10 protein-coding genes are annotated in these 11776 nt (G+C 41.6%); 3 read left to right on the top strand and 7 right to left on the bottom strand.

Annotated features, from left to right (window positions below; translation table 11 throughout):
* Positions 1-143: 143 nt before the first annotated feature.
* The 3 genes from M3205_RS09665 to M3205_RS09655 form a co-directional block, all read right to left on the bottom strand.
* Positions 144-1883 carry a phospho-sugar mutase gene (locus M3205_RS09665; RefSeq protein ID WP_251169709.1) on the bottom strand — a complete coding sequence of 580 codons (1740 nt, stop codon included), beginning with the start codon at positions 1881-1883 and terminating at the stop codon, positions 144-146.
* A gap of 78 nt (positions 1884-1961) precedes the next feature.
* The gene (locus M3205_RS09660; protein WP_251169708.1) at positions 1962-4058 is read right to left on the bottom strand and encodes an amylo-alpha-1,6-glucosidase; all 2097 of its coding nucleotides are present in this window, start codon (positions 4056-4058) and stop codon (positions 1962-1964) included.
* Between the two features lie 307 nt (positions 4059-4365).
* Positions 4366-5364 (bottom strand): LacI family DNA-binding transcriptional regulator, encoded by a 999-nt coding sequence (locus M3205_RS09655; protein ID WP_251169707.1) that lies wholly within the window; start codon positions 5362-5364, stop codon positions 4366-4368.
* A gap of 254 nt (positions 5365-5618) precedes the next feature.
* Here M3205_RS09655 and rluF point away from each other — a divergent pair, with 254 nt between their 5' ends.
* From rluF to M3205_RS09640, 3 genes are all read left to right on the top strand, one after another.
* The gene (rluF, locus tag M3205_RS09650; protein ID WP_251169706.1) at positions 5619-6326 is read left to right on the top strand and encodes a 23S rRNA pseudouridine(2604) synthase RluF; all 708 of its coding nucleotides are present in this window, start codon (positions 5619-5621) and stop codon (positions 6324-6326) included.
* Between the two features lie 457 nt (positions 6327-6783).
* Entirely contained in the window at positions 6784-7416 is a 633-nt protein-coding gene (locus M3205_RS09645) for an HNH endonuclease family protein (RefSeq protein WP_251169705.1), read from the top strand.
* Positions 7417-7503: 87 nt separating this feature from the next.
* Positions 7504-7746, top strand: a complete 243-nt coding sequence (locus M3205_RS09640; protein WP_251169704.1) for a hypothetical protein — start codon at positions 7504-7506, stop codon at positions 7744-7746.
* Between the two features lie 95 nt (positions 7747-7841).
* Here M3205_RS09640 and M3205_RS09635 read toward each other — a convergent pair whose 3' ends face one another.
* The 4 genes from M3205_RS09635 to M3205_RS09620 all read right to left on the bottom strand — a co-directional run bounded on the left by M3205_RS09635 (position 7842) and on the right by M3205_RS09620 (position 11549).
* Positions 7842-9335 (bottom strand): family 1 glycosylhydrolase, encoded by a 1494-nt coding sequence (locus M3205_RS09635; protein WP_251169703.1) that lies wholly within the window; start codon positions 9333-9335, stop codon positions 7842-7844.
* 149 nt (positions 9336-9484) lie between these two features.
* Positions 9485-9805, bottom strand: coding sequence for a PTS lactose/cellobiose transporter subunit IIA (locus M3205_RS09630; protein WP_159863591.1), 321 nt, complete (start codon positions 9803-9805; stop codon positions 9485-9487).
* Positions 9806-9884: 79 nt separating this feature from the next.
* Positions 9885-11219 (bottom strand): PTS cellobiose transporter subunit IIC, encoded by a 1335-nt coding sequence (gene celB, locus M3205_RS09625; RefSeq protein ID WP_251169702.1) that lies wholly within the window; start codon positions 11217-11219, stop codon positions 9885-9887.
* 21 nt (positions 11220-11240) lie between these two features.
* Positions 11241-11549 (bottom strand): PTS sugar transporter subunit IIB, encoded by a 309-nt coding sequence (locus tag M3205_RS09620; protein WP_251169701.1) that lies wholly within the window; start codon positions 11547-11549, stop codon positions 11241-11243.
* Positions 11550-11776: the final 227 nt, after the last annotated feature.

Raw genomic sequence — 11776 nt, 5'->3', positions numbered from 1 at the left:
CATGGTTCGCTGAGCATCCTCTCACTGCAATCAACGGACAACATTAATAAGCGAAAACAACTATTTATACGAAAAGAGCCAAAAGTAAAAAGGCACCTTCATGAACAATCCGGCTGATTTTCAAGAAGGGCCTTTTCTAATAATTATGCTAAGACTTCATTTACCTTGTTCATGACTGCTTGCTGCAATGCTCTCAATTTAACCTGGCTCTCTTCAAAGCTTTCAGCCTTAACCCCAAAATAAAACTTCGCCTTAGGCTCGGTTCCCGATGGGCGCAGGCAGAACCATGATCCATCTGCTAAATGATATTTAAGGACATTCGATTCCGGTAAATCAATCTGGCTATTGAAGTTCTCCTTCAAATCCATCCTAACCTGATTCAAATAATCCTCGATGACAGTTACCCTACTGCCTGCCATTTCAGTAATTTTCTCTTCACGGAATGCATTCATGAGCATGGCGATTTTCTCTGCGCCGTCTTTCCCCTTTAGGGTAATTGTTTGCAGCCCTTCTTGATAGAACCCGTACTTTTCAAAGAGATCAAGCAGACCCTCATATAATGTTTTCCCTTTTGCTTTATAATATGCAGCAACCTCAGCTGCAAAAATCGCCGATTGAACCGCATCCTTATCACGGACAAAGTCACCAATCAGGTACCCGTAGCTTTCTTCATAGCCAAAAAGGAAGGTGTGCTCCCCAGTTTGTTCAAATTCATTAATCTTTTCACCAATGAATTTGAAGCCAGTCAGTGTATCAATCGTCGGAATCCCATATTGATCTGCAATCGCGCGGCCAACTTCAGAAGTAACAATCGTTTTAATGACAACACCATTATCGGGCAGCGTGCCTTTTTCCTGCTTCTGAGAAAGCAAATACTCAAGCATTAATGCTCCCATCTGATTACCGGTAAGCACAATATATTCACCCTGAAGGTTCTTCACTGCCACACCTAAACGGTCTGCATCCGGGTCTGTCGCCATCAATATGTCTGCGTCGATTTCTTTTGCATAACGAATGGCAATTTCAAAGGCCGCATGCTCTTCCGGGTTTGGCGATGCAACGGTAGAAAAATTGGCATCAGGAAGCTCCTGCTCCTTTACCACCGTGACATTTTTAAAACCGAAAGCAGCAAGCCCATTCCTTACCGGCTTATTACCTGTCCCATGCAATGGAGAAAAGACAATTTTTAAATCCTTCGCCACGCTGCTCACAACATCTGCATTCAATTGCAGCGTTGTCAGTTTAGCGGTATATTCACGGTCAATTTCTTCACCAATATACGTCAATAATCCGTTACGCACTAACTCTTCTTCAGACGCAACCTCAATCGTCAGTTCATTTTCAACGGCATTCACATAGCCGATGATGGTGTCTGCAGCGAGAGGAGGAATCTGGCCGCCGTCTTCACCATACACTTTGAACCCATTGTATTCAGGCGGATTATGGCTTGCTGTCACAACAACACCTGCAAATGCATTTAGGTACCTGACGGCAAAAGATAGTTCGGGTGTCGGTTTCAATTCTTCAAACAAATAGGCTTTAATCCCATGCTTCCCTACTGTTTTCGCAACCTCAAGCGCAAATTCGGGAGACTTGTGGCGAGAATCATAGGCGATTGCCACTCCGCGGTTTTTCGCAGTTTCTCCCTGCTTCGAAATGTAAAGAGCCAAACCCTCAGCCGCGCGACGGATCGTATAAATGTTCATCCGGTTCGTGCCAGGACCGATCTCCCCGCGCATGCCGCCAGTACCGAACTCTAGATGCTTATAAAATACATCTTCTAGTCCCTTTTCAGATCCATTCATTCCCTTCAATTGTTCCGCCAGTTCCTGGTCCATAGCTGAAAATGAAGTCCATTTTTCTGCTGCTGTTTTCCAATCCATATGTTTTCCCCTCAATTCTATTTGTCTTTTCTTCGCCAATCGTTTGAAGTTAAGCAAGTTTGCTTCCCTTCTTTTCATCTAGTGATTTGTTACCTGGCTTATTTCTGACCCGGACGTATTCTTCGTGATTTCTAAAGTAATGCCCTCATTTTCTCGCTTGATGATTAAATCAAACTGTCCATTTCCTGCATGAATTCCTGTGAATTCCATCCAATCAATGTTTTCAGGTAAAATCGGATTCAAGCGGATGACCTTGTTTAGCGAATCGACTTGCAATCCCAGCAATGCCTGGGCTAAAGCGAATGGTGTACCGGCTGCCCAAGCTTGAGGGGAACAGGCTACAGGATAAGGCACAATCGTCTCTTCCTGATCAACTCCATATCCACAGAATAACTCTGGAAGTCGATTATCTTCAAATTGCTCTGCGCTGGCAAATAAGGCACTTGCAAGTTGATTCACCTGTTCTTTAAATCCATATTTCGCTAGTCCCAAGGCAATGATTGAGTTATCATGCGGCCAAACCGTCCCATTGTGGTAGGCAACAGGACTATATACCTTTTCATCCTTACTCATTGTCCGGATTCCCCAACCTGAAAATAACCCTTCACCTAGTAACGTATTAGCGATTTCAATACCTTTTTCAGGAGGGACAATTCCTGACCATAGAGCATGTCCGGGATCTGAAGTAATCGTTTGGACCTGCTTTTTCTCTTTATCGAGTGCTAAGGCATAATACTTTTCATTTTCCATCCAGAATTTAGCATTAAATTTTTCTTGTAGCTCCACTGCTTCTTTTCTAAGCTGATCGGCTTGTTCCATGTTCCCCATATAGTCATAAAGCTCTGCCATTTTCTGTTTGGCGTCATAGAGGTAACCTTGTACTTCAACAACTGCCATTGGCGATTCTGAATGGGTTCCATCCTTATGGACCATAGAGTGGGTGGAATCCTTCCAGCTTTGTACCGCAAGTCCCCCGCTTACTTGATTGTGATACTCAATAAACGTATCGCCATCAAGATCAGCATACTCCTCTAAATAAGCAAGGGCTCTTTCCACTGAAGGCAAGAGTTCATTCAACAAATTCTGATCCCCTGTCCACCGTATTGTTTCTGTAAACAAGACAATAAATAATGGGGTAGCATCAATGCTTCCATAATATCGTTTATACGGAACTTCCCCTAAGTTTGCCATTTCCCCATTGCGCATTTCATGAAGAATCTTACCTGGAGCTTCCTCATTGGAGCTATTTATTGTTTCTCCTTGCACGGCTGCCAACGTTCGCAGCGTATTTTTGGCTAAAGAGGGGTCCAACACTAGTGTTTGGATAGCTGCAAGTATGGAATCACGGCCAAATGGGACACTGTACCAGGGAATACCTGCTATCGGAAAATGGCCATGGCCGGTATCAGTCGATAACATATATAGATCCAACTCAGCTTGTTTTAATGTCCTATTTATGGTTGGATTGCTGGTTGTAATTTTGGTTTGGCGGGCAAACCAGGCGTACAGCTTTTGCTCAAGCTTATATCTGGCATCCTGATAACTTAATGCTTCATTCGCAGGTTGGGCATCTAGTAAGACTTCGATTCTAAGCTCAACTATATCCTTCTCTCCGGGAGCAAGGGACACATTGAATTTTATTTCATTTTCAGTTATTTGAACGCCATTTGTTCCAGTAATATGAAGCTTTCTTTCCAGCCCGTCCAGTCCTCTATAAGAAAATAGCAGTGTATTTTCGGTTATTGAACACTCTTTCATTTTTCCTCGTTTTTCTCTTTTTGCTCCTCTTACTTCGAAAATATCTTCAAAAGCCGCTTCTACAGAAAAGCTTAAACAGCAATTGATATCCTTTTGACTTCCATTAGCTACTTCTACTTTGTCATAAAAAGTTTCATTATAGATTAATTGGGATCTATTAATCTCAAGATCCATCTTTTCATAACGAGAATCCCCATTTTGAATATCGCTATTACTAAGCTTAAAGCTATTTTCAATGCCTTTGGTCTGTTTTTTCGTCAGAAAAATACAAGGCTGATTATTTACTTTCATTACATAACGTTTTAGATATCGAGTATCTTTATAATAAATACCTGTACCATTCAGTGTTTCTTCGATATCACCATAATGGTTAGTAACGGAAAATGTTTCACCATGTTTTAAAGATATATACGACATCTAAACTCCCCCATTTAGAAAACCCTTACAAAAGGACTCATAAAATCACCTATGAAGCTGATATTTACCCAAAATCGTATAAAATGCTAATAAAAACCCACTGGAATCTTGCGCACATTTGTCAAGTTAATGTAAAGTTACAATACTTGAATTATATTTTCCTTCGTGTATTTTTGTCAATTAGAAATGAGATACAGCACAAAGAATTTGAGTTTTAAAAAAATCCTAAGAAAACCCGCCAGGCAACCTTCCTTGGCGGGTTCTTGAAAAGACACTCCGAATACATCCTTTTTTAGGAATGCAGGCTTCAACTCTTCTTTCGCACAGTCTCCCTCTCAATGAGTTCCGTCTTCAATAAAATCTTTTCAAAAACAGGAGTCGGCTGCTGCATCCTAGTATATAGCTGAATCACAGAACGCTTAGCAAAATACTGTTTATCGATTGACATCGTTGTTAAGCGGGGTGCTGCGATCGTGGCGTACAGCGAGTCATCAAAGCCGCATATGGCTGCTTGCTCCGGAATGGCATATCCCATTCCAGATAGAACTTGTGTCAGCAAAAAACCATAATGGTCATTCACACAAAACCATGCATCTGGAAGAGTAGATAGCGTCCGGATGTACTCAGCCAATTCCTCCACGATTTCATCCTGGTCGCTGATGATGCACGAAGTTTCTATCGATATGCCTGCCTCTTTTAAGGCTTCCGTATACCCCTCGAACCGTTCCTTATAACTAGGTGATTTTTCCACTCTGCCAATAAATCCTACAGATCTCGCACCTTCTTGAATGAGGTGTTTAGTTGCAAGATAACTTCCTGTACGGTTATCGGTCAATACAGAGTCAACCTCTAATTCAGGATCATGGTGATCTACAAGCACGACCGGAATTTCCAAAGCAAGAATCTTCTTTAGGTACTCCGTTCTTAAATGGGACAAAACAATTAACCCATCTACCTTTTGGTTTTGTAAAAAGGAAGGCAGCAGCAGTTCTCTTTCACTATCTTTATCCACAGCATGAAGCAGAAGATTGCCCCCCCTGCTTTTAATCTCTTTTTCAATGTGCAAATTAATTACGCCAAAAAATTCATGTTCTGAAAAGACTTCTTCTCTTGCGATCAATCCAATGAAATGAGAATCCGATGGCTGATTCTTTTTATGAATGTGATAACCTAACCGCTTCGCTTCTGCGAACACCCTTTCACGCAACTCAGCACTTACTCCCGGACGGCCTGATAAAGCAAGGGATACTGCATTTTTTGAAATCCCTAAATTCCCGGCAATGTCCTGCATTGATGGTTTTTTCATATCATTAGCCCCAATATCATCATAATGATAATAGCTTAATCCCCTTGTCAAGTAGTTGTCAAGTAAGTGTTCAAGGGTTGAGTGGCGATTTTTAAAAAAAAGCGACTTTCCAATGAGAATCGCCCAAACAACATCTAACATTGCCTTAATAACAGATACATCATTGGCTTTTCGTTTATTTAAATAAGATTTTGTTATTCACTCGAAATATATTAGTATTTAATATGACAATCGTACTTGAAGGATGTGTTAACTTGCGTATTAATAAATATATAAGTGAAGCCGGAAAAGCTTCTAGACGGGGTGCGGATAAATTAGTAGCCGATGGAAGGGTTACAATTAACGGGAAGCGTGCCGATATAGGCACCCAGGTTGAGCCTGGAGATGACGTTAAAGTAGATGGAAATCCAGTCCGGGTAGCGAGGAATAATGTCTATATTGCTTTAAATAAACCTGTAGGCATTACAAGCACAACAGAAAAAGGTGTCAAAGGAAATATCGTTGACTTGGTCAACCACCCATTAAGAATATTTAATATTGGGCGTCTGGATAAAGACTCGGAAGGCCTGATACTTCTTACGAACGATGGCGACATCGTTAACGAAATCCTGCGCTCTGAAAATAAGCATGAAAAGGAATATATCGTTTCAGTAGACAAACCGATTACTCCTGAATTTTTGAAGAAGATGTCAGAGGGTGTCAAAATATTGGGTACAAAAACACTTCCATGTAAACTCGTTCAATTATCCAAATTTGATTTCCAAATCACCCTGACACAGGGCCTAAATCGGCAAATTCGCCGCATGTGCGCTGAATTAGGATACGAAGTTTACCGATTGCAAAGAACAAGAATCATGAACATTCATTTAGGCAACCTCCCTCCTGGACAATGGAGAGATTTATCCAAGAAAGAGCGCAATCAGTTATTTAGAGAATTAAATTATGAGCCTAAAGAATGGTAAATACGTTGGATTAGAAAATTTATGCAGATACCTTGAGTATGCAGCTGCAGTAAAGGAAGAGGCAAGGCTTTCAGTTTGTAAATAAGTGCTTAAAAAAGTCAGCACCCACTGAGTAACAGAGGTGCTGACTTTTTATGTTGATAACACCATATATTTACTGTGGCAATGTTCATAGATGACGTTAACATAGCCTTTATAACCTATAAGGCTATGAAAAAAGATCTACAAAAATAAAAAGTAAGGACTCCAAAATGTTTATTTTTATAATATTTACAATATTTTAACTTTAAAGGAAATAAGAGATGTAATATCATGGTAAGCGAAGGTTTACTCCATTAATCTGCCTGCTATTATCAATTTCTATCACGCCTTTTTCTGCACTCCATTTGGTTTCAACTATTAACATCTCATTCAATAAAAAGATGTTAGTAGCAAAAAATACATAGGAGGCTTTACCATGCTGAAGAAATCAATGATGTTTGTCTTTGCGGTAGTCCTATCGTTTGCTGTTTTTCAATTTGACATGTCGACTGCATCTGCTCTCCCGAACGGAATTCCTTCCAAGTCCACCGCCCAATCTGAATTAAACTCGCTGACTGTGAAGGCCGAGGGGTCTATGACTGGCTATTCGCGTGATCTATTCCCTCACTGGATCAGTCAAGGCGGCGGCTGTGACACCCGACAGGTGGTGCTCAAGCGTGATGCTGATTCCTACAGCGGGGATTGCCCTGTAACGTCCGGTAAGTGGTACAGCTATTATGATGGTGTCACTTTTACCTCTCCGTCCGATCTCGACATCGATCATGTTGTTCCATTGGCCGAGGCATGGCGTTCTGGCGCGAGCAGCTGGACCACCTCCAAACGCCAGAGCTTTGCCAATGATCTTAGTGGCCCGCAGCTGATTGCCGTGTCTGCCAGCTCCAACCGCTCAAAGGGAGACCAGGATCCTTCAACATGGCAGCCGCCCCGTTCTGGTGCCCGCTGTGCATACGCAAAAATGTGGATTGACACTAAATACCGCTGGGGGTTAACCCTGCAGTCATCCGAGAAGACGGCATTACAAAGCATGCTTAACTCTTGCTCCTACTAAGTTCATCAATGCTTTAAGCTGGTACTGCCAACCGGCGTTTGACATACTTACAGTGCAGCCACCTAGCCACAGAAGGGAGTCATTCTATTGGAAAAGAAGACATCAATCTTTACCGCAACTCATGGTGTAATGACGAATGAAGTCGGTGTGATCAGCGGGGAGCTCGAATTGATCACTACATGCGATGATGATGGTGCCCTCAATCTCTCCATCACGTATGTTGGCGCTAAAGAGTGGTACACGCTGCCGGGGAAGGACTACCGTCTGCACGACCCTCGTGACCACGAGGTTGTTCACCGTATGCTTGCCACCGTGCTGGAGCGTCCTTAAGAGGAATTCACCTTCTGCTGCTATTAGTAGAAGCCAAAAAGAGCAAGCTTTTTTCCTGGCTTGCTCTTTTGGCTTTTAGTATTGCTATTCAAAATTTAGAAACTAAGATCTTCCCCATTCGTTGCTATCACTTTCTTATACCAATCAAATGATTTCTTCTTTGTTCTGTTTAAGGTTCCATTTCCTTCGTCGTCCATGTCTACATAAATAAACCCATACCGCTTTTTCATTTCTCCCGTTCCGGCTGAAACTAAATCAATGCATCCCCACGGTGTATAGCCCATTAAATCCACGCCATCTAAGGTTACGGCTTTTTTCATTTCGGCAATATGATCACGGAAATATTGAATACGATAATCATCCTCCACATATCCATTTTCATCCACTTCATCAATAGTGCCCAACCCATTTTCAACAATAAAAAGCGGTTTTTGATATCGATCATAAAGTTCAGATAGTGTGTATCTGAGCCCCACCGGGTCAATCGCCCAGCCCCACTCTGTTTTTTCCACGAATGGATTGGCATCACCCATTTGGCCGCCTGTATCCGTATTCTGGACGATACCTGTATGGTAAACACTGCTGCGGTAATAACTAAAGGATAAAAAGTCTGAAGGATGTGCCCTGATGACCTCATCATCCCCTGGTTCTTTTTCTATGGTTACTCCCAGCTGTTCAAAAAAATGGTCCGCGTAAGAAGGATAGTAACCTCTCATCATAATATCGGAATAAATCAAAGCGCCTCTTCTGTAGTCCAAGGCTCCAAATACATTTTCAGGCTTACAATCCTTTGGATAGATGCAGCTTAAAGCAACCATGCAGCCAATCTTTGCATCCGGGATCATTTCGTGACAAAGCTTATTTGCACGGGCGCTCGCAACAAACATATGATGCTTTGCCTGATAGCGCACCTGTGCTGCAGCCTCCCTCGTTCCCATAAAAGCGTAGCCATTGAGTACATTAATTTCATTAATGGTGATCCAATACTTCACTAAATCCTTATATCTTGTAAAAACTTCTTTGCACATTCTTAAGAAACATTCAATCGTTTCACGGCCGCCCCAGCCATTAAAATTCTCCGCCAAATACGCAGGTGTTTCAAAATGATACAAGGTGACTAAAGGTTCAATATTGTATTTTCTGCACTCTTTAAAGACATCTTCGTAAAATTTCAACCCCTCTTCATTCGGCTGTTCTCCTTCAATGCCGCCTTTTGGGAAGATACGGGACCAGCTAAGAGATAACCGGAAGCATTTAAACCCCATTTCTCCATATAGTGCAATATCTTCTTTGTAACGGTGGTAAAAATCAACGGCCTTATGGCTTGGATAATAAACATTATCGTCAATATAGCCTGTTCCCCCTTCTGGAATCGTATCTAATTGGGGATCACCAGTTGGCCGTCTGTTTACCATTGTTTTTCTGCCATCTTTTAACTTGATCGTAATCTTTCTTGGACGGTCTGCAGAACCATTTGTAATAAAATCGCTGGTCGCCAGCCCTCTGCCGCCTTTATTGTACCCGCCTTCATATTGATTTGCAGCGGTTGCCCCGCCCCATAAAAAGTTCTCCGGAAATGTTTTTCTCATCTAGGTCCATTCCTTTCAATATTCAAGAGTAGGTCACGAAACCATATTTATAAAAAAAAGCCCAGAATGTTGGGCTTTTACATGACCAATTTTTTTGTTTGCAGGTTTGAAAGCACTAAATAATTTACTTCCAGGTGAGGAGTTCGTTCTTAATCCTTTTTGATCAGCTTATGCAAATCTATTATCTCCCTGGCTAACTCTTTAAGAGTTAATGCAGTCATTAAGTGGTCCTGTGCATGAATCATAATGAGGGGAATCTCAAATTCAGATCCGCCTGCCTCTTTTTGAATTAAATCCGTTTGGACATGATGTGCTTCGTTGAAGGCTGAATCTGCTTCGTTCAATTTTGCTTCCGCTTCATCAAAATTTCCTTTTTTCGCTACTTGCATCGCTTCCATCGCGAGGCTTCTTGCATTCCCAGCATGCAGGATTAATTGAAATGCAAGACTGTAAAGTTCTTCTTTATTCATGATGATTAACAGCCTTTCATATAATTTACTAGGAAAAAGAAGATTCCCTTTCCTGCCATTTTGGTTAACCATTAAATGTTTAAGCGATATGTTCTTTTCCGCCTGTGTTCATCGCATCTTCTTCTCTCTTCTTCGCTCGATCATATATTTTGAAGAATGGTGTATAGATTAAGAAAGAAATAAGAATGTTCACCACATTCATCACGGCCCCTGAAATATGCCCGCCACTAGCCAGATAACCGGAGATAATAGGCGGCATTGTCCAAGGTACGGCTATACCTACTGGCTTTGCTACCAATCCCATATCCATTCCAATGAAAGTTACAATAACCGTTACGATTGAAGTAAGGACGAAAGGAAGGATCATGATTGGGTTTAACACAATTGGCATACCAAAGATTAATGGCTCATTAATATTAAAGATACCAGGTCCAAGTGCCAAGCGGCCAAGATTTTTCATTTGCTTGGACTTAGCAAACAATACCATTGAGAGAACCAATCCAAACGTTACGCCCGTTCCGCCGATGTGAATAAAGTTATCCCAGAATTGCTGCGTAACAATGTGAGGCAGAGGTTCACCCGCCTGATAGGCAGTCATATTATCACCCATGGCACCAAACCAGATTGGTTCCATTACACTTTTTACAATGTTTGTACCATGTAATCCGGTAGACCATAGAACCGTTACGAATAACTCAGCAACAATCGTTCCGCCGAGAGTAAGGCCAACCATTTTTAATGGGTCACCTAACACGATGGTTACTAAATCATTGATACTTTCATAAGGAGTCATTTCAACAAGTAAGCGGATCACCCAAACCGTCACCAATACAAAAAGCCCCGGAATTAACGAAGCAAATGATTTACCCACACTTGGAGGTACACCTGCCGGCATTTTTATCACAATATCTTTTTTGACGACCCAGCGATAAATTTCCGTTGATAAAATAGCAAAAAGTAAGGCAACAAACAATCCTTTACTGCTCAAGAAAGCTTTTGAAATGGCTCCCGTTACCAGAACTCCTTCAGCATCAGCTGGGGTAAAGGTGAAACTGAACGGTGTTGTTAACAGGAACGCAGCAATGGAAATAGTACCAGCACTCATCGCATCAAGCTTATAACTTTCTGCTAATCGATAGGCTACCGCGAAAGCTGCAATAATGGACATGATATTGAAGGTGGCATCAACTGGGTAGGATAGTTTGACAGCCCAGCTGGGACCAAAAATGGACGTCATCCAATCGGCATATCCCGGAATTGGAAAGTTAGCAATGATTAAGAAAATAGAACCGATCACAATGAATGGCATCGTTGCAATTAGACCATCGCGAAGAGCCAATAAGTGTCTTTGCCCGCCAATCTTTGCTGCAACAGGCATAACTTTCTCTTCTAGAAAGCTATTGAATTTGCTCATCTTGTTACTTCCCCTCTTAAACTATTTTTTATTTACAAGGTTTATAGCTGTTTTCAGAACTTCAGCGCCATCACACATCCCGTAGTGAACTGGATTAATTGCCTCAACTGGAATATTCTTTTCTTCCCCTAATGTTTTCATTTTTGGAAGCAGAAACCGGACTTGTGGCCCTAAAAGGAGGACATCTGCGTCGTCAACGTGGAGATTGATCTGATTGGCTGGAACTGCCCAGATTTTCCCTTCTACACCCTGTTCTTCTGCTGCCTTTTCCATCTTAGTCACCAGCAAACTTGTACTCATTCCCGCTGCACAGCATAGTAAAATATTCATTCCTTTTTACCTCCTATATAATAAAAATGTTTTTTGAAAAGTATGTAGCTATTTCTCTAAGCTGAATAGATTGCTTTTCTTTTGTCTCTTCCTATTTACAGTTTATTTTGAAAGCGTTTTATTTTACAGAAAGGATTTTTCCGTTACGTAACGGAAAAAGGCTAAACGTCCTTGTTTATTCCGGCAAAAAGGAGTATTCCGTTTGGAATACTCCTTTGCAAAACTAC

The sequence above is a fragment of the Cytobacillus firmus genome, from assembly GCF_023715565.1.
Lineage (GTDB): Bacteria > Bacillota > Bacilli > Bacillales > Cytobacillaceae > Cytobacillus > Cytobacillus firmus_C.
Note: the sequence above shows the minus strand (reverse complement) of the source record. Positions and strands in the feature narration are given on the sequence as shown.

Coding starts and splice junctions, on each gene's coding strand:
- M3205_RS09665 (WP_251169709.1), bottom strand. CDS start 1,883: ATGGATTGGAAAACAGCAGCAGAAAAATGGACTTCATTTTCAGCTATG.
- M3205_RS09660 (WP_251169708.1), bottom strand. CDS start 4,058: ATGTCGTATATATCTTTAAAACATGGTGAAACATTTTCCGTTACTAAC.
- M3205_RS09655 (WP_251169707.1), bottom strand. CDS start 5,364: ATGAAAAAACCATCAATGCAGGACATTGCCGGGAATTTAGGGATTTCA.
- M3205_RS09645 (WP_251169705.1), top strand. CDS start 6,784: ATGCTGAAGAAATCAATGATGTTTGTCTTTGCGGTAGTCCTATCGTTT.
- M3205_RS09635 (WP_251169703.1), bottom strand. CDS start 9,335: ATGAGAAAAACATTTCCGGAGAACTTTTTATGGGGCGGGGCAACCGCT.
- M3205_RS09630 (WP_159863591.1), bottom strand. CDS start 9,805: ATGAATAAAGAAGAACTTTACAGTCTTGCATTTCAATTAATCCTGCAT.
- celB (WP_251169702.1), bottom strand. CDS start 11,219: ATGAGCAAATTCAATAGCTTTCTAGAAGAGAAAGTTATGCCTGTTGCA.
- M3205_RS09620 (WP_251169701.1), bottom strand. CDS start 11,549: ATGAATATTTTACTATGCTGTGCAGCGGGAATGAGTACAAGTTTGCTG.